This is a genomic window from Herbaspirillum sp. NPDC087042, assembly GCF_044745245.1.
Lineage (GTDB): Bacteria > Pseudomonadota > Gammaproteobacteria > Burkholderiales > Burkholderiaceae_D > Herbaspirillum.
On sequence record NZ_JBIUZW010000004.1, the window covers coordinates 283,634 to 301,916 of the forward strand.

Annotated in this window: 16 protein-coding genes; 8 read left to right on the plus strand and 8 right to left on the minus strand. The window is 64.3% G+C overall.

Translation table 11 applies throughout. The features are described from left to right. The first annotated feature begins 65 nt into the window (after positions 1–65). On the plus strand, positions 66–890 hold the full coding sequence (locus ACIPHN_RS08430) for an AraC family transcriptional regulator (RefSeq protein ID WP_400435150.1): 825 nt from the start codon (positions 66–68) through the stop codon (positions 888–890). A 7-nt stretch (positions 891–897) separates the two neighbouring features. Here the strand turns inward: ACIPHN_RS08430 and ACIPHN_RS08435 are convergent, their stop codons facing one another. After that, a complete protein-coding gene (locus ACIPHN_RS08435; protein ID WP_400435152.1) occupies positions 898–1,269 on the minus strand; it encodes a hypothetical protein in 372 nt (123 codons plus the stop codon). Between the two features lie 205 nt (positions 1,270–1,474). Between ACIPHN_RS08435 and ACIPHN_RS08440 the strand changes: the two genes are divergently transcribed. Continuing rightward, entirely contained in the window at positions 1,475–3,328 is a 1,854-nt protein-coding gene (locus tag ACIPHN_RS08440) for a hypothetical protein (protein WP_400435154.1), read from the plus strand. Positions 3,329–3,359: 31 nt separating this feature from the next. Here ACIPHN_RS08440 and ACIPHN_RS08445 read toward each other — a convergent pair whose 3' ends face one another. Then, positions 3,360–4,439: a LacI family DNA-binding transcriptional regulator gene (locus tag ACIPHN_RS08445; protein WP_400435155.1), complete on the minus strand. Its 1,080-nt coding sequence runs from the start codon at positions 4,437–4,439 to the stop codon at positions 3,360–3,362. A 177-nt stretch (positions 4,440–4,616) separates the two neighbouring features. On the opposite strand from ACIPHN_RS08445, the gene ACIPHN_RS08450 reads away from it, so the two are divergent. The 4 genes from ACIPHN_RS08450 to ACIPHN_RS08465 are packed head-to-tail and all read left to right on the plus strand — an operon-like array spanning position 4,617 to position 8,869. Further along, positions 4,617–5,678: a TRAP transporter substrate-binding protein gene (locus ACIPHN_RS08450; protein WP_400435157.1), complete on the plus strand. Its 1,062-nt coding sequence runs from the start codon at positions 4,617–4,619 to the stop codon at positions 5,676–5,678. A gap of 31 nt (positions 5,679–5,709) precedes the next feature. Further along, the gene (locus ACIPHN_RS08455) at positions 5,710–6,258 is read left to right on the plus strand and encodes a VOC family protein (RefSeq protein WP_400435159.1); all 549 of its coding nucleotides are present in this window, start codon (positions 5,710–5,712) and stop codon (positions 6,256–6,258) included. Further along, positions 6,258–7,526 (plus strand): ribulose-bisphosphate carboxylase large subunit family protein, encoded by a 1,269-nt coding sequence (locus ACIPHN_RS08460; RefSeq protein ID WP_400435161.1) that lies wholly within the window; start codon positions 6,258–6,260, stop codon positions 7,524–7,526. Before ACIPHN_RS08455 ends, ACIPHN_RS08460 begins: the two co-directional genes overlap by 1 nt. Continuing rightward, positions 7,523–8,869 (plus strand): four-carbon acid sugar kinase family protein, encoded by a 1,347-nt coding sequence (locus ACIPHN_RS08465; protein WP_400435163.1) that lies wholly within the window; start codon positions 7,523–7,525, stop codon positions 8,867–8,869. The genes ACIPHN_RS08460 and ACIPHN_RS08465 overlap by 4 nt, the downstream gene beginning before the upstream one ends. Here ACIPHN_RS08465 and ACIPHN_RS08470 read toward each other — a convergent pair. After that, the gene (locus tag ACIPHN_RS08470) at positions 8,866–10,518 is read right to left on the minus strand and encodes an isovaleryl-CoA dehydrogenase (RefSeq protein WP_400435165.1); all 1,653 of its coding nucleotides are present in this window, start codon (positions 10,516–10,518) and stop codon (positions 8,866–8,868) included. The genes ACIPHN_RS08465 and ACIPHN_RS08470 overlap by 4 nt on opposite strands. 253 nt (positions 10,519–10,771) lie before the next feature. Between ACIPHN_RS08470 and cysM the strand changes: the two genes are divergently transcribed. After that, entirely contained in the window at positions 10,772–11,674 is a 903-nt protein-coding gene (cysM, locus tag ACIPHN_RS08475; protein WP_400435167.1) for a cysteine synthase CysM, read from the plus strand. 90 nt (positions 11,675–11,764) lie between these two features. Here cysM and ACIPHN_RS08480 read toward each other — a convergent pair whose 3' ends face one another. Both ACIPHN_RS08480 and ACIPHN_RS08485 read right to left on the minus strand, forming a co-directional pair. Continuing rightward, entirely contained in the window at positions 11,765–12,118 is a 354-nt protein-coding gene (locus ACIPHN_RS08480; RefSeq protein ID WP_400435169.1) for a hypothetical protein, read from the minus strand. Positions 12,119–12,448: 330 nt separating this feature from the next. Continuing rightward, positions 12,449–13,027: a DUF1415 domain-containing protein gene (locus ACIPHN_RS08485; protein ID WP_400435171.1), complete on the minus strand. Its 579-nt coding sequence runs from the start codon at positions 13,025–13,027 to the stop codon at positions 12,449–12,451. 137 nt (positions 13,028–13,164) lie between these two features. Between ACIPHN_RS08485 and ACIPHN_RS08490 the strand changes: the two genes are divergently transcribed. Then, the gene (locus tag ACIPHN_RS08490; RefSeq protein WP_400435173.1) at positions 13,165–13,707 is read left to right on the plus strand and encodes a YaeQ family protein; all 543 of its coding nucleotides are present in this window, start codon (positions 13,165–13,167) and stop codon (positions 13,705–13,707) included. A 188-nt stretch (positions 13,708–13,895) separates the two neighbouring features. Here ACIPHN_RS08490 and ACIPHN_RS08495 read toward each other — a convergent pair whose 3' ends face one another. From ACIPHN_RS08495 to ACIPHN_RS08505, 3 genes are all read right to left on the minus strand, one after another. Beyond that, on the minus strand, positions 13,896–14,618 hold the full coding sequence (locus ACIPHN_RS08495; protein WP_400435175.1) for a hypothetical protein: 723 nt from the start codon (positions 14,616–14,618) through the stop codon (positions 13,896–13,898). Positions 14,619–14,866: 248 nt separating this feature from the next. Then, positions 14,867–16,039: a phosphotransferase enzyme family protein gene (locus tag ACIPHN_RS08500; RefSeq protein WP_400435177.1), complete on the minus strand. Its 1,173-nt coding sequence runs from the start codon at positions 16,037–16,039 to the stop codon at positions 14,867–14,869. Positions 16,040–16,052: 13 nt separating this feature from the next. Next, positions 16,053–18,227, minus strand: a complete 2,175-nt coding sequence (locus tag ACIPHN_RS08505; RefSeq protein WP_400435179.1) for a TonB-dependent siderophore receptor — start codon at positions 18,225–18,227, stop codon at positions 16,053–16,055. Positions 18,228–18,283: the final 56 nt, after the last annotated feature.

Genomic DNA, 18,283 nt, shown 5'->3' on the forward strand with positions numbered 1-18,283 from the left:
TGGAGGATTGAAGCGTATCATTGGCACCTATTCATGCCGATGACACTTGTTAGCGATTAAATGCCATGGTGGCCACCCTCAAGCCCGTCAGTCCCAGCCGGGAAGCGATGCACTTCCAGGATTCTTCCAGCGTGGTGGTGGCGTTTGCCCGCGAGCTGGCCTACCGTGACCTGCTGACGGCGCACTCGCACCGGCGCGGCCAGTTGCTCTATGCGGTGGAAGGGGTGATGCAGGTACGCACGCCCCAGGGGGTGTGGATGGTGCCGCCGCAGCGTGCGCTGTGGGTGCCGCCCCATGTGGAGCATGAGATCCGCATGCTCAGCAAGGTCAGCATGCGTACCCTCTACATCGCCGAGGAGGAGGGACGCGCCATCGGCGCGCAGTGCCGGCTGCTGGAAGTGTCGGTGTTGCTGCGCGAGCTGATCCTGGCCATGCTGGCCGAGCCGCGCGACTACCAGCCACACAGCCGCGCCGGCCATGTGGCTGAGCTGATCATGTCGGAACTGGCACGCTCACCCGATATCCCGCTGGCCATTCCCTGGCCGGGTGACCGCCGCCTGCAAGTGATTTGCGAAGCCATCCTGGCCGATCCCGGACGGCAATTCTCGCTGGCCGACTGGGCCGGTGTGGGAGGGGCCAGCGTACGTACCGTGATCCGGCTGTTCCCGCGCGAGACCGGCCTGCAGTTTCGCCATTGGGTGCAGCAAGTCCATCTGGGCGAGGCGCTGGTGCGACTGTCGCGGGGCGATGCCGTGGGTGTGGTGGCGCAGGCGCTGGGCTATCGCAGCCAGAGCGCGTTTTCCAACATGTTCCGCAAGGCGTTGCGCACCACTCCCAACCACTACCTGCGACGGCAGGAAAAGCGCCGCATCACGCTCAGCGAGGAGTAAGGCCGCTTCAGTAGTGGATCACCACCACATTGGGCCCCTGCCGCTTGCGTGCCGCCACGAGGGTGGCATTGCCCTGCGCCGTGGCCGGCTGGGCGGGCTGGTCGGGATCGCGCTCCAGGTAGTAGGGGTCGTCCTGCGGCGCCAGTGCGGTGGCCGAGCCCATTACCTGGCTGGCGCGTTCGTTGGCCACGCCCTGGCCGACCGAACAGACCTGGAAGAAGTCGGCGCTACCCTCGGAAAAATCGACCCGGCATTTCTCGGCCACGATCACCGAGATATCGAGTGCACCCGCATTGGCGGCCAGCAGCGCGTGATCCCAGTTCACCTGGGCCAGCGTGGTCGCGCCTAGCAGCGCGACGGCAAGAAGGGTCTTGTACATGGGCATTCTCCTGTTGCGCTTACTGTAGCCAGTCGGCTCATGCCGCGACATCGGAAATATCCTGAAGGCGCCACAGATGGCCACAGATGGCCGCACACTGGCCGAGACGCCACGTCCCGCCTGGATCATGCCGGTTTGCAACTGTAAAGATAGCGCGCCTGCGGCCGTAACCAAGTCATGAGAACTCCACCACGGGAGAACGAACATGGCGATGGAATCCGACCTGGCCATCGCGGCACGCGATGTGCTGCCGCCGACGGCGCCGTCGCAGTCCGGCGGTGACAACGCCCAGGGGCAAGCCCTGGCAACAGCGGCTGCGGCTACCGCGGCAGCCGCAGCGGCGGCCAGCGCCGTCGAGGAAGGCGTGACCCTGAGCCTGTCGGCGCAGGGCCGCCTGATGGCCGCCTTTGCCGATGCCGTCGACAGCGTCACGGCTCCGGTTGCTCAAACCACCACCAGCAACACCCAGGCGCAGGACATCAATACCGCCATGCCGCTTGCTGGCCAGCCGGTCACGCGGGCCACCCTCTTTGCCATCGAAGCACGCCTGGTCGCGGCTCGCAGCGGCGCCGATGCGATTGCGCGCGCCGACAGCGAAGTGCCGCCCTCCAATGATCCGCAGCGTTTGCAGCAAGCCCGCCAGGCCACCGAGTCCCTGTATGGCCGCGCCGCCAATCCCTTCGCCGGCCTGTCGCGCGCCGAACTGTCGGCTATCGTCTATGACGAGAGTGGCGCCTATACCGTCAACGAGCGCTATGCCGCTGCCAACCAGCGCACGGCACTGGACCAGCAATTCTGGACGCCGGTATTCCAGCAAGCCCTGGAAAGCGGCAACTGGCAGCCGGTGATCTCGGCTGCCCTGGTGTTCTATGCCACGCTCTCGCCGCTGGAGCAGACCGCCTATCCGGCCAACTATGTGCAGCTGCTGCAGCAATACCTCGATCTCTACCAGTGGCAGCCACAGACACCGCTGCCGCCACAGCAGCAACTGGACCTGGCCCACATGCTGGAAACCCTGGTCCTGCCGATGGGGCCGCTGGCGCTGGCCGGCGGCGTGATCCGCGGCCTGGTGCTGCCGCGTCCCGGTCCCTCGCTGGCCGAGCTGATCGCCGCCGCGCCGCGCCTGGCCGACCTGATCCAGATCGACAACATCGCCCATAGCGTCCAGGACAGCTCCTATCTGGTGCTGCTGCAACGGGTGTTCGGCGTGGGCCGCCGCGACGATGAGCCGGCCGTGGCGCGCCGTGCCGCGCCCGGTGTGGGCAATGTCGATTTCCTCAGCGCCGCTGACCGCCGCTATCTGGCGCAGGCCTATGGCTTTGCACGCCTGCATGGCATGGCGCTGGAGGACGTGGATGCGCTGGCACGCGACCTGGCGCGCTATCGCCGCCAGCGCGCCGATGCCGGCAACGCTGGCGTGCGCGGCAGTGTGGCGGGTGGCAATGGTGGCGGTGTCGCCACCGCGAGCACCACGACCATCTCCGCCACCACGCGCATGGGCAGCGATGACATGGCTACCGCCCGTCGCCTGCTCAGCGGTGCGGCTGCGCATGCGACCACGCTGGACCATGCCTTCCTGGCCTGGCTGCTTGATCCGGTCAATGCCATTGGCGAGGATGGTCAGGGTGGTCGCGCCGTGAGCCTGAGCGCGCTGGAAAAACTGCTGGCCGGACTGGCCGGCATGAGCATCGGGGGACCGCAAGCCGATGCGACCGAACCCGAATCGGTCTATCGCCTGGCGCTGGAGCGCATCGCCTTGCAGGACCTTGCCGCCGATGCGACACGGACCCGCGCGGCCAGCGATACGCCCACCCTGACGCTGGCCGCGCAGATGGCCGCGCAGGCCCGCAGTGATGCCGCCGAGGAAGCCTTCATGAACAATGCGCTGATGCTGCTGAGGATGTATCGCCTGTCGCTGAAGATGAGCGATACCGAGCAGCGCACCCTGGCCGAGCTGGTCTATTCGCAACTCAGGAAGCGCCGCGCGCGCCCGCGTCGCGGCAAGCTGTTCCTGGCCTGGGCCACGCGCAGTCCCTGGATGCCGTCGCTGCCGGCCTGACGGTCAGGATCGGCCAGATCCCTGGGAAGAATCAGGGCAGGTTCTCGCGCAGGATCACGCTGATGCGCACGGCTTCCACGCCCACCTGGGCGTCCTTGCGCTCGCGCAGGTTGGAGAAGATGCGCACGCAATTCATGATCATGTTCTGCGGATGCTGGGTCAGCACCGCATCCAGCGTGCCATCGATGAGCAGGCCACGCGTATCGGGCGTGAGACCGTGGCCGATGAAGACCACCTGGTGCTCCCGACCGCATTGCTTCAATGCCCGTCCCACACCGTCGGAAGCGCCGCCGATGTTGTACATGCCGGCCAGGTCGGGATACTGCTCAAGCAGCGTGCGCGCCTGCTTGTAGTTGGTGTCGGCGTCGTCATGGCCTTCGCGCAGGCCCACCACTTGCACCTGGGGACAGAGCTCTTCCAGCGCGTGCAGGAAACCCATCTCCCTTTCTTCGTGGCCGCGATAGCTGAGGCTGCCGGCGATCATGGCGATCTTGCCGGGTTTGCGACCCGCACGCGGATGCGTGACGTCGCGCCCCAGGAAGCGCGCCAGCAGGTAGCCGGCGGTGCGACCGGCGGCGCGGTTGTCCATGCCCACATAGGCGGCGCGCTCCGAGTTGGACAGATCGGAAATGAGCGTGACCACGTGCACCCCTTCTTGCACCAGTTGGCTGACCGCCTCGCGCACCAGCGGATGCTCCAGCGCCATGAAGGCCACGCCATCGGCCTGGCGACCATGATGCAACAGCCGCTGCGCCAGCACGCGCGGATTGAAGCCCTCGATGTGATGGCATTTGCAGCGCACGTTGAAGGGCGCCAGGTGGTCTTCGGCAAAGCCGATGTAGTCGCCCAGCATCTGCATGTAGCGGTTGCTGCGCGGCGGCAACAGGAACACCAGCTCCATCGGCGGCGGCAGCATGGCCCGGTAGAGATCGGTCTCGGGCAGATAGTCCAGTGCAGCGGCGGCCTTCATCACCTTCTGCAGCGTCGCCGCACGCACGCCGGCACGGCCATTGAGGACCCGGTCCACCGTGGCGGTGGATACGCCGGCGGCCGTGGCGATATCGACGACGCGGGCGCGGTTGCTGGCATTTCCGGGGCGTTGCTGGGGCATGGAGGGACCTTGGAGAAGACATCAAAAGCCATCAAAAACCATCATCGCGGAGCTTTGACCCCGGCTTTCGGGCGAGGCTATTCTGCCTCCTGAGCCCGGCCTGCAAGGATGATCTCTTCCGGGGCAAATTGCCAGTGTTCGGCAAAACCAATCAGAAAACATCAGATGGAGACGATCATGAAAGCATTGCAAGATCCGCGGGATTCCCATGCTGCACCGACCATCGCGGCGCGCCGCCGCTTCCTCAGGCAGGCTGGCGCAGGATGCGCGGCGCTGGCGGCGGGATTGCATGCCGGCCAGGCGCAGGCCGCCGAATTCACGTTCAAGTACGGCAACAACCTGCCCATGACGCATCCCATGAATGTGCGGGCCAAGGAGATGGCCGAGAAGATCGCCGCCGAATCGCGCGGCAGGGTGGACCTGCAGGTCTATTCCAACGGCCAGCTCGGCACCGATACCGACATGCTCTCGCAGGTGCGCTCGGGCGCCATCGACTTCTTCACCATCTCGCCCGAGGTGCTGGGCACGCTGGTCTCGGCCGGGCAGATCAGCGGCGTGGGGTTTGCCTTCCGCGATTACGAACAGGTCTGGGCCGCCATGGATGGCGAGCTCGGCGCCTACGTGCGCAAGGAGATTGCCGCGCGCACCTCGCTGTTCGCCTTCGAGAAGTGCTGGGACAACGGCTATCGCCAGGTCACCACCAGCACCCGACCCATCGTCACCCCGGAGGACTTCAAGGGCATGAAGCTGCGTGTGCCGCCCAGCCCGCTGGCGACGTCGCTGTTCCGTGGCTTCGATGCCGCGCCCACCAGCATCAATTTCGCCGAAGTGTATTCGGCCCTGCAGACCAAGATCGTCGAGGGCCAGGAGAATCCACTGGCGGTGATTTCCACTGTCAAGTTCTATGAAGTCCAGAAGTTCTGCTCCATGACCAATCACGTCTGGAGCGGCTTCTGGTTCATGGGCAACAAGAAGTCCTTCGAGCGCCTGCCCAAGGACCTGCAGGAGATCGTTGCCCGCAACATCAACGAGGCCGGGCTCAAGCAGCGGGTCGACGTCAAGGCGCTCAATGCCTCGCTGGTGGCCGACATGAAGGGCCGGGGCCTGCAGTTCAACGACATCGACAACGCCGCCTTCCGCGCCAAGCTGCGCAGCGCCGGCTTCTATGCCGAGTGGCACAAGAAGTTCGGTGACGATGCCTGGGGCCTGCTGGAAAAAATCACCGGCAAGCTGGCCTGAGCACGAGAATTCATTTCACACAAGGACAACCATGAGCCGCTTTCTCGGAGAGATCAAGCAGTTGGGATATGTGGTGGCCGATATCGAGGCCGCGATGCAGCACTGGACCGAGGTACTGGGCGTCGGGCCCTTCTATTACATGGAAAGGGTGCCGCTGAAGAACTACCGCTATCGCGGCCAGCCCTACGAGATCCACAATTCGGTGGCGCTGGCCAATGCCGGCGGCGTGCAGGTCGAGCTGATCCAGGCGCGGTGCGACACGCCCTCGATGTACCGCGATTTCATCCACCGTGGCCAGGAGCGCCACAGCGGCCTGCAGCATGTGGCCTACTGGACCGAGGACTTCGAGCGCGACCTGGCGGCCCTGCTGGCGCGCGGCTGGAAGATCGGCATGAGCGGCGAGGTGGGCGAGCGCGGGCGCTTTGTCTATTTCGAGACCGAGTACCACCCCGGCACCGTGATCGAGCTCTCGGAAGTGGCCGGTCCCAAGGGCAAGGTGTTCAAGCTCATCCGCAGTGCTGCCGAGAACTGGGATGGCCGCGATCCGGTACGCGCCTTCCCTGACCTGGGATCACTGTGATGGCGGCGCTCGACATCACGGCAGACTACCTGATCGAAACGCCGCTGCCGCCACAGCAGGTGGCCGAGGTGATGGCTGGCGAACAATCCTGCGGTACCTTCGTGCGGGTGGCGGGCGAGACCGACGACCTGCGTGCGCGCGCCCGGGCGCAGGTGCTGGGCGTGGAGGAGCTGGAGCCACGGGCCCAGCCCAGCCTGCCCAATGCCTGGCAGCAGCGCCAGCAGATCGGTGGCCCCTATCGCCGTGCGCGCGTGCGCATCGCCTATCCGGTCGACAACATCGGGCCCAACCTGCCGACGCTGGCGGCCACGGTGGCCGGCAACCTCTATGACCTGGGTGAAGTCACCGGCCTGCGTCTGCTCGATGTGCAACTGCCGCCGGACTATCGTCGCCAGTTCGAATTGCCGCGCCAGGGCGTGGCTGGTACGCGTCGCCGCAGTGGCGTGGCGCAGGGCGCTCTGCTGGGTAGCATCATCAAGCCCAATGTCGGCCTGTCGGCCGAGGAGACCGCCGCGCTGGTGCGCCGGCTGTGCGAGGCCGGCGTGGATTTCATCAAGGATGACGAAGTCTGCAGCAACCCCGTACATGCACCGCTGGCGCAGCGCGTGCGCGCCGTGATGCGCGAGGTGCGTGACTATCGCCAGCGTAGCGGACGTAATGTCATCGTTGCCTTCAACATCAGCGACGATCTGGATGCCATGCGACGCCATGCCGATCTGGTCGAGAGCGAAGGCGGCGACTGCGTCATGGCCAGCCTGAACTGGTGCGGCTATTCCGCCATCCAGAGCCTGCGCCGCAGTACGCCGCTGATCCTGCACGGTCATCGCAATGGCTTTGGCATGATGTCGCGCGCACCGGCGCTGGGGATGGACTTCAAGGCGTATCAGGCGCTGTGGCGGCTGGCTGGTGTGGATCACCTGCACGTGCATGGCCTGGATGGCAAGTTCGCCGAATCCAATGAGGACGTGGTGCAATCGGCGCGCGCCTGTCTCACACCCATGGCGGTCGAGGATGCGGTGCTGCCGGTGTTTTCCAACGGCCAGTGGGCGGGAACCGTTCACGCCACGCGGAGGGCGGTGCAGGGGGACGACCTGCTGTTTCTTTCCGGCGGCGGCATCCTGGCCCATCCCGATGGCGCTGCGGCCGGCGTGACCAGCTTGCGCCAGGCCTGGGTGGCGGCGCAGGCCGGCATCCCGCTGCTAGAGCAGGCACGCAGCGTGCCGGAGTTGCAACGCGCCATCGACTTCTTCGGCGCCGGCAAGCGGTGACGGCCTTCCTCGATGGCCGGCCCAAGATCGCCTTCTATGGCGACGACTTCACCGGCGCCACCGACAGCCTGGCCACCGCGACCCTGGGAGGCTTGCGCAGCCTGCTGTTCCTGCGGGTGCCGGACGCCGCGCAATTGCGCGCAGCCGGCCGGCTCGATTGCCTGGGCATCGCCGGTACGGCGCGCTCCATGGCGCCCGGACCGATGCACGATGAACTGGCGCCGGTGTCGGCCTTCTTCTCGCGCCTGCGCGCCCCGGTGACGCACTACAAGATCTGCTCGACCTTCGACAGCGCCCCCGGTGTCGGCAATATCGGTGCGGCCATCCGTCTCTTGCGCGCGCGCATTGCCAATCCCTTTGTCCCGATGGTCGGCGGCCAGCCCAACCTGCGACGCTATTGCGTATTCAGCCAGTTGCATGCGGCCGGGCAGGAGGGCGGGGAGGTGTTTCGCATCGATCGTCATCCGACCATGTCGCGCCATCCGGTCACGCCCATGGCCGAGGCGGACCTGCGCCTGCATCTGCAGCAGCAGTCCCTGCGCGTGGCCGGCGTGCACTACCCCAGCTATGGCAATGATGCGCGGCTCGCGGCCGAGGTTGATGCGGCGCTGGCCGGGCAACCCGATGCCGTGCTCTTCGATGTCAGTCATGAGGCCGAGTTGGCCGGCATCGGTCGCCTGGTCTGGGACCGGGCGCTGCAGCAGCCCTTGCTGGCCGTGGGCGCCAGCGGAGTGATCCAGGCGCTGCTGGCAGGCTGGCGCAGCCGGCAATGGCTGGACCAGCAAGCCCCGCCAGCGGCGGCCATCACCCCCGCGCAAGGGCCGGTGCTGGCGCTGGCCGGCAGCCTTTCGCCAACGACCGCGCGGCAGGTGGAGGCGGCACATTCATATCGCAAGCTGGTCCTGGATGCCGGCCGGCTCTATGCCGCTGACATGCACTACCGTCATGCGACCGCCCAGCAAATCACGCAGCTGCTGGGCCAGGGCATCCCGGTGCTGGCCTGCACCAGCGCGCCGCAATCGGGCCGGGTGGGCGAACCGGAAGCCGCGCACAGGCTGGCGCGTAGCGGTGGCGAGCTGTTGCGTGAGATTTTGCAGAGTTTCCCGCTGCGACGTGTCGGCGTGGCCGGTGGCGATACCTCCAGTCATGCGCTGCGTGCATGTGAGGTATGGGGGCTGTCCTATCTCGGCCAGCTGGCGCCGGGCGTGGCCTTGTGTCGCGCCCATGCAGATGCACCGCACCTGGAGGGCATGGAGCTGATGCTCAAGGGTGGGCAGATGGGCGGCGACGACTTGTTCGAGCGCTTGCTGCACGGTAGCGCGCCTGCCCCGGCAGCAGCCTAGCCGGGCGGCCAGGCGCGTTGCAGGATGGCTTCCTGCGCGGCTGGCGAGGTCGCCCCCAGGGTGCCGTAGACGCGTCCGCCATCGCAGTCGCTACGGCTGGCCAGGAAGGCGTCAGCCGAGCTGGCCGGTGCATGGCGGGCCATGAGCATGCCCTGCAAGGCCAGTACCAGTTGCTGCACCAGCCGGCGCGCACCGGCCTCGCGCTCTGCCTCGGGGGCCGCCAGCATCTGCTTGAGCGCGTGCACGCGGGGCTGCAACAATGGATGCGTGCTGGCGGCATCGTCCAGCTCCAGCAGCAGCAGGGATAAGCCCTGCACCTCGCGCGACATGGCGCGCAAGACGTCCAGGCACATCACGTTGCCCGAGCCCTCCCAGATCGAATTGACCGGCGCCTCGCGGTACAGGCGCGCCATCGGGCCGCTCTCGACATAGCCGTTGCCACCCCAGACCTCCATGCATTCACCGGTGAACTCGATGGCGCGCTTGCAGATCCAGAACTTGGCGGCGGGTGTGACGATGCGCTTCCAGGCCCGTTGCAGGGCATCGTCGGGGGCATCGAAGGCGTGTGCGACCCGCAACATGAGTTGGGTGGCGGCCTCGCTTTCCAGCGCCAGGTCGGCCAGTACGCTGCGCATGACGGGTTGTTCGGCCAGCAGGCGGCCGAAGGCGCTGCGATGGCGCGCGTGGTGGATGGCCTGCACCAGCGCCTGGCGCATCAGTGCGCTGCTGCCGATGATGCAGTCCAGCCGCGTGTGGTTGGCCATCTCGATGATGGTGGGGATGCCGCGCCCGTCGTCGCCGACCATGATGCCCATGGCTTCCTCGAACTCGACCTCGCTGCTGCTGTTGGAGCGATTGCCCAGCTTGTCCTTGAGGCGCTGGATCAGGATGGGGTTGCGGGTGCCGTCGGGCAGCCAGCGCGGCACGAAGAAACAGGACAGGCCATTCTCGGTGCGCGCCAGCATCAGGTGGGCATCGCACATCGGTGCCGAGAAGAACCACTTGTGGCCCGACAGCAGGTAGGCGCGACCACGACCTTCGTTGAGGGGATCGGCCGGCATGGCGATGGAGGCATTGCTGCGCACGTCCGAGCCACCCTGTTTCTCGGTCATGCCCATGCCCACCAGGATGGAGCGCTTGTGCGGGATGGGCAGGTCGCGCGCATCGTGCTCGCGCGAGAACAGGCGCGAGCGCAATTGTTCGAACAGCGCCGGCTCCTGCTGCAACACCGGGATGGCGGCAAAGGTCATGGTGGTCGGGCAGAGCGAACCGGCCTCGACCTGGGCGTGCAGGTAGTAGCCAGCCGCGCGTGCTGCGTGGGCGCCATCGCCCGGCTGCATCCAGGGCAGGGCGTGCAGGCCGGCATGACGTAATTGCTCCAGCAGGGTATGCCAGGCCGGATGGAAATCCACCACGTCGATGCGATGGCCGGTGCGGTCGTGCGTGCGCAGCACCGGCGCATGGCGGTTGGCCAGGTCGGCCAGCTCGCTCATCTCGGCACTGCCCAGCAGCTCGCCTTGGCTGCGCAGGGTGCAGTCGTGCCAGGCGGCGCCCTCGCGCTGCACGGCTTCGGTCAGTGCCAGGTCGCGGGTATAGAGGTTGGTGTCGCGCAGGTCGGGAACCTGGTTGCTGATCTCATGGGTATACATGTCGTCTCCATCAACGTGCGCCGTCGAGTCTGCCTGTGCTTGTTGTTGTGTGGGCGAGGGGCGGCGTGTTCCCCCAGTGTAGGCCATTGCCGCGCGGAAGGTGGCGCCGCCCGTGCTTTAAATGAATTGGCTATATCTATATAAGCATCTTGTTAGGTACGGCCGCCTGCACATGGGAAGCTTCATATTAGAATGCTCCTTTCGACCAAAGATCGCCCGTGCCCACGCACGGCTGCGCAAGGAAGCCAAGCAGATGTCCTACCCGACCATCGAATCCACCATCGGCAATACCCCGCTGATCCAGCTGCCGCGCATCGGCGGCGAAGAAGCCAAGCGCCGCAACAACCTCATCCTGGGCAAGCTGGAAGGCAATAATCCGGCCGGTTCCGTCAAGGACCGCGCGGCCTACTCCATGATCACCCGTGCCGAGGCACGCGGCCAGATCAAGCCGGGCGATACCCTCATCGAGGCCACCAGCGGCAATACCGGCATCGCCCTGGCGATGGTGGCGGCCATGCGTGGCTACAAGATGGTGCTGCTGATGCCGGAAAACCTCTCCGAAGAGCGTCGCCAGAGCATGGCTGCCTACGGCGCCCGCATCGTGCTGACGCCCAAGAGCGGCGGCATGGAATACGCACGCGACCTGGCCGACCAGATGCAGAAGAACGGCGAGGGTCTGATCCTCGACCAGTTCGCCAATCCCGACAATCCGCTGGCGCACTACGAGACCACCGGTCCCGAGATCTGGCGCGATACCAAGGGCAGCATCACCCACTTCGTCAGTGCCATGGGCACCACCGGCACCATCATGGGCGTGGCCCAGTACCTCAAGGAACAGAATCCGCAGGTGCAGATCGTCGGCGCCCAGCCGGAGGAAGGCTCGTCCATTCCGGGCATCCGCAAGTGGCCTGAAGCCTACCTGCCCAAGATCTTCGACCGCTCCCGCGTGGACCAGATCGAATCCGTCAGCCAGGCCGATGCCGAGAACATGGCCCGCAAGCTGGCCGTGACCGAAGGCCTGTTCTGCGGCATCTCGGCGGCCGGCGCCTGTGAAGTGGCGGTACGCCTGTCGCATCAGCTGGAGAATGCCACCATCGTCTTCGTGGTCTGCGATCGCGGTGACCGTTACCTCTCCACCGGCGTGTTCCCGGCCTGAGGCGCGGAGCGCTAGCCACAAAGAAAAACGGAGCCGATGGCTCCGTTTTTTTGTATCCCCGTCAGTGCATTACCAACAGCAGGTGGCGTCTTACTCGGCGCCGCCGACAGTGGTAGCAGTCACCGGTGCCGGCGCTGCGCCTGGCTTCGGCTTGAACTGCTTGTCGCTGATACGGAATTTCTCGCGGCGATCGCCCATCAGTTCGCGCAGTTCGCGAATCGACAGCTCGCTGACTTCATGCATACGGATCAGCAACGACGCACCCACCGGCAGGCGACGGTGACGGATCTTGCTGATCACCGGCGGCGCCACTTCCAGGGCGCGCGACAGTGCCGCGTCATTCTTCAGGTGCAGCTTCTCGATCAGTGCGTCCAACAGGTGGTTGGGATCGTAGTTGACGTGATCGGAGATGGCGTTGGTTTCAGCAGTATCGTTGGTAGTCATGATCGGGACGTTCCATTATGCAGATGTTTGTGGAAGGCATTGCGCCTAAGCATTAATTGTTGGTAAAACTGCAAAACGCGACTGACGCTATCTGACTGCGACACAGCTGCCATTTCAGCTGGATAGCGAAAGCCCTATCAAAGAACGACTTCAAAACAACCCTAGCGAGTTCTCTGACCAAGTGCGCTTGGAGCAGCACAGCAATAATTCTATGTCTATATAGAAATAATTGCACATTTTTCATGCAGTCAGAAAATTCTATTCCACAATAGTTGCAAATACCCATTTCCTAATTTGTAACAGATATTAACAGTATTAATTCAAAATTTGCTAGCGTTGTCTGTTTGATACGACAAATGGCAACAAATTCCAGCCAGTTAAGCCCAAGTTACGTAAGGTAATCATGTTTTTCTCAAAGATGGCGGCGGCATCCGGATAGGCTGCAACGGCCCGATCGATGCTGCTTTCTCGCAACAGATGGAGGATGGGGAAAGGCGAGCGATTACTGTAGTTCTCGATATCGTCGGGTTGGGCGTCGGCAAACTGATAGTGCGGATGGAAGCTGGCGATCTGCAACTCACCATCCAGCTCCATCCTTTCCAGCAGCTGGTCGGCCCAGTCCAGGAAGTCGTTGTATTCGTGGAAGTCGGCTAATGCGAGCGGAATGATCAGTAGCGTCGTGTCGATCTGTTCGGGATCGGCTTGGGCCAGCAGGGCCAGCTCCTGTTCCAGATCGCTGGCCAGGCTATTCCAGTCCTGACCATGGCTGACGCGATAGCGGACCTGGTCCTTGACGTGGACCGACTTGGCAAACGGACACAGGTTCAGGCCGATGACAGCCTGTTCCAGCCAGGCGCGGGTGAGGGCGACGATCTCGTCGTCGCTGCGGGAAGGGGTGGGAGTATTCATGGCCGGCATTGTCGCATGGGGCCCGCTGCCAGCGTTTGACGTCGCGCGCACAAATGCGCAGAGGCGGCGCAGATCGGCTATGCTTGCCAACCTTTGGCGGCGAGCCTGTCGCCGCTTTCCAGACAGAACAACATCCCATGGCGCTCAAATCCACCATCTTCAAGGCCGACCTGCAGATCTCCGACATGGATCGGCATTACTACCAGCAACATGCCCTGACCATTGCCCGTCACCCTTCCGAGACCGACGAACGCATGATGATCCGGGTACTGGCCTTCGCCCTGCATGCTAGCGAGGCCCTGGCCTTCGGCAAGGGCTTGTCCGATACCGACGAACCCGACCTGTGGGAGAAGGACCTCACCGGCGCCATCGACCTGTGGATCGAAGTGGGGCAGCCCGATGACCGCGCCATCCTCAAGGCCTGCGGTCGCGCCGGGCGCGTGCTGGTGTATAGCTACAGCAGCGTCTCCAACATCTGGTGGAACCAGACCGGCAGCCGCGTCGAGCGCGCCAAGAACCTGAAGGTGGTCAATATCCCCGCCGAGGCCAGCCAGGCACTGGCGGCGCTGGCCCAGCGCACCATGCAGCTGCAATGCACGATCCAGGACGGCCAGATCTGGCTGGGCGCCAACGAAGACATGGTCTTGATCGAGCCGGAAACCATCAAGGATTTTGCCTGATCCTCTCAGGTGGATTCTGAGGGCGTCTGAGAGGATCAGGCGTTCCAGATGGCAGAACGCCTGCAATACGCAGGCGTTTTCCTGTGCTGGCGATGTACGCTTCTGATGACGATCAGGAGCGGGACGCATCTTTCCATAAAGCTTCGAAAGCCTCTTTTGAGATCAGCGATGCCTCAAGCTACATATCGTCATCGCTTCCAAAACATCCATTTTGATTTTTTGGGCGGAGCAACGTTTGGTTCTGCGGCCGCTAGCTCCTTGGACAAGGAGCGCGAAGGCCATTGCAGTGCGCTATTGGCGCTGCCCACAAGTTCGTAGGCTTCGCACTTACTCAAGACACTATCTTCCGACAGGCCCACCAGATTATTGATATCACTGCTCATCAAGAGAGCCTTCGTCTGAGTCGCACGCTCCAGATCCCCAATCGATCTGCGCAAGAGACCTTCCAATTCTCCGTCGTCACCCATTCCATCGAGCTCTTCGGTCCTGATGAGGATGTACTGGAAGGGTTCGGCTTCCAGTCGCACAATCCATTCCAGATACAAGGCGTGACACTCAGCCCCCAAGGCTGCCAGCATCATCTCGGAGCGGCGCTTCAATTGATCGATACCCTCCGTTCTCAGGCAAGAGAGATAGGCATAGGGCCTGTAACTCTCATCGTCATACAGGAGATGGTGGTTCTCTTCGTCAAAATCTTCATCGATAGCCTCTTCATCGCTCGATTCTGGAACGTAACTCTTGCCACCGGGAACAATCTTGATGTCGCTGCCGACGAAAAGGCATAGCCAAAAAAGAGGAATCCGGGTATTAGCCTCGTATTCCGTTCCTGACACACTGAAGAACGAATCCGACTCCTGGTCGGACGGCATCCCCGAAAAATCTGTACAACAGAGATAAACACGAGAAGACATTAATTTCCTTCATTGGCAAAAGAACGATCTGCCACGTTTTTATAGTCGACTGCGCCAAATTGATGGGCCACCTCAATGCCATCCATGCAAAGAGGATAACCGTGCGACATTACAGATCATTTAACGGTGGCGTCTCGTCGATCAATTGCAACTGGAAAGATACTCTCTGCGAGCCTGGGTGGAGGGTGACTATTGTGGAAGGTCCACTCCTGGTCGAAGCTATGTAAAAGCGTAAGCCTGTGGAAAACTCAGTTCTTCTCCAGAGCGTCGGCGCGTCCTTGCAGATGCGTCAGCAGGCGCTGTCCTTCGGCCGAATGGAACCACGCCGCATGGCCGAGGAAATAGGTGTCATAGGCCAGCGAGGCATTCTGCGGTGACTGCGTCACGCCGTGGAAGTAATCCAGCTCGGCCAGCGCGAATTCGGCATGCACCAGCGGCAGCAGTGCCGCCAATGCCCGCAGCTGGCGTGCCGTCAGCGGCGCTAGCGTCGCATAGCCGTCCAGCAGGGCGTCCAGCAGGTCCAGGTGTACCAGCTGCGCATCGCGTTGCGGGATGGCCAGCCACTCGACGATATTGCGCTCGATGGCGGTGGCCAGGTCATGCAGCGCGCAGGTGCGGTCGCACAGGCCGAAGTCCAGCACCGTCTGGACCTGCGCCGCCGGTGTTGCATCGCTCCACAGCAGGTTGGAGGCGTGCCAGTCGTTATGCGTCCACAGCGGGACGAATTCATCCAGATAGGGTTTGAGCGCCGCATGCCAGGGCAGCAGGTGCTGCGCTACTTCGCCGCGCCAGGGCCGGCCTTCCAGGTATTCGGCGATGGCCGGGCGCTGCTCGATATAGGCTTGCAGCGGGCGCACCGGGTCTTCCTGCGAAAAGATGGTGAAGCTGGAAATGAGCGGACGCGCCGCCCGCGCCGGGGCGTCGTAGCCTTGCGATGCCAGGTGCAGGCGCGCCAGCATGTGGCCGGCCGACCAGGCGTGGGCGCTGCTGGAAAAGGGCGTCCACGAGATGGCTTCGCGATACAGGTCCACTCCCGCGGCCAGCCGGAAGACTTCATAGGTCCAGTAGTCATCGGCCAGCGCAGTGGCACCCTCTTCGGTGGGCAGCGCGGTGCTGACCGGCAGGCCGCCCGCATGCAGGTGCGCCACGAAGCGATGTTCCTCGCCCAGTGCGGCCACATCGCGTACGCGCGCATGATGGCGCTTGACGATGATGGGGCCGCTCTCGGTCTGCATCACGCAGGCCGCCGAGAACGGGCGCGGGCTATGCCATTCCAGTCGCAGCGGCTGGCCCACGCCGGGGTAGTGGCGCAGGATGCGCGCCACTTCCGCCGAGGTCAGCGCGGGCCAGTCCGAGATGACCGGCTCGGCGCCCATGCCGTGGCTGATGACGCGGGTCAGGTGATGGGAGGCCGCTTCCATGCGCGTGTACCGCTCAGAAATCGTACTGCAGCGACAGGCGGGCCGTGCGCGGCGCACCCAGGTGGACGTAGCCGTCGCCCAGGTACTGGCCGGCATCCTTCCAGTAGCGCTTGTCGAAGACGTTGTCGATATTGGCGCGCAGGGTGGCCACATGGCCGTTCATGCGCATCTTGTAGCGCAGGCCGGCATTGAAGATGTGCACTGCCGGCAGCACCACGCTGCCATCGCGGGTGGCGGGCTTGCTGGCGCTGTAGTTCCAGCTGCCCATCAGGTTCAGACCGTCCACGCCCGGCAGGGCGTAGTCGGCGTAGACGGCGCTGCGCAGGCGCGGCACGTTGATGACCTGCTGGCCGTCATAGGCCGGGGTGCCGGTATCGGTGGCGCGGGCGCGCGTGGCGGCCACGCTGGCGCCGACAGCCAGGCGCGGCGTGAGCTTGCCGTTGGCACCCAGCTCGATGCCGGTGTTGGTTTGCGTTCCCTGCTGCACGTAGGTAAAGCCGGCGGTGCTGTTGTCCGGCATCTGGTATTCGTAGGCCTTGCGGATGCGGAACAGGGCCGCCGTCAGCGCCAGGTCCGGCGAGACGTCATATTTCACACCGGCCTCCAGCTGGCGCGCCACCGACGGCGGCAGCGTGGTCGGGTAGTTGCTGACCCAGAAGGGCGCTACGCTCCCCAGCGACAGGGTCTCGGCATAGCTGCCATAGAGCGACATGTTCTGCACCGGCTTGAAGACCAGCGCCAGTTGCGGCAGGAACAGGTTGCGGGTGGTGTCGCGCGTGACCGAGCCATCAGAGCCGAAGGCCTGTTCCTTCAGCCAGACCTGACGGCCGCCGGCGATCAACTGCCAGCGGTCCGAGAATTGCAGGCGGTCGCTGAAGAACAGCGCCTTCTGGCGGCTGTCCAGGTTGCGATAGGCCGGGCCGGGGACATCGGTGGAGGGCGACAAGGCCGGCGTGCCGCTGTAGATGTTGCCGCTGCCCACCAGGGTGCTGATGCCATCGGACTTGTCCACGGTACGCCGCGACATGGCCAGGCCCAGCGTGAGCTCATGCTGCAGCCAGCCGGTGGCGAACTTGCCGATGGCCACCGCCTGTGCTTCGTCATTGCGGCGCTCGTCGTCGGGCACGCGGTAGTCATACACATCGAAGTCGCCATTGGCGGCAAAGGTGGACGATGCACCACCGCCACTGCCATAGGGGAAGGCCAGGTAGTCGTCGATCACCGCACGGCTGCGGCCGGCCTGGAAGTAGCCGCGCCAGGCGTCGCTGAATTCGGTATCGATGCGCAGGCGGGTGTTGAGCGAGCTGTCGCGCACCGGCTGCGCCCAGGATTGCGGCGTGAGCATGGTGCCGGGCGAGACGCCCGAGGGCAGCGTGGTGCCGCCCAGCAATTGATAGCCGGCCACCGAGTGCTGGGCCTTCTGCTGGTATTCGGTATCGAACTGCACCAGCGTCTTCGAGGAGATCGCCCAGGTCGCCGAGAGCGAGGCGAAGTCGCGCCAGCCATCGCCATTGTTGACATAGGAATGGATGTCTTCATGTGCGGCATTGATGCGCAGGCCGAACTGCTTCTGCTCGCCGAAGAGCGTGCCCAGGTCGGTGGCCAGGTAGCGCGATCCGTAGGAATCGGTGCCCAGCGTGATCGAGCGCACATCGGCCGGGCGCTTGGTCACGTAGTTGACCAGGCCGCCTGCGGCGACCACGCCGGCCTGCAGGCCGGCCACGCCCTTGAGGAACTCGACCCGCTCCTTGTTCTCCAGCGCGATGGTCTGCTCGCCGGCGGCGCTGAGGCCATCGATGCGATAGGCGCTGGCCGGATCCAGCGCAAAGCCACGGATGCTGAAGTTTTCGTAGTAGCCCACCGGCGCGTAGTTCTCGTTGATGGAGGCATCGTTCTTGACCACATCCGAGAGCACGCGTGATTGCTGGTCGCGCATCTGCTGCTGGCTGACCACCGAGACCGAGGCCGGCGTGTCCAGCAGGGGCGCATCGTCGAAGCCGGCCACCGAGGCCGAGCGGGCGCGCGCGCCCTCGCTACCGGTGCCGGTACCGCTGGCGGTGACGTTGACCGTGGGCAGGCTGTCGCTCTTGTCATCGGGAGTGTCGGCACGGGCTGCGGTGGACAGGCCAAGGGAGGTACCGGCCAGCGTCAGCATCAGCGAGGAGGCCAGGGGGGCAATGCGTTTCATGTCAGATCAGGAATCGAAAAAAATAAGAAGCGGGGGCAGGCGGGGTTGTTGCACGC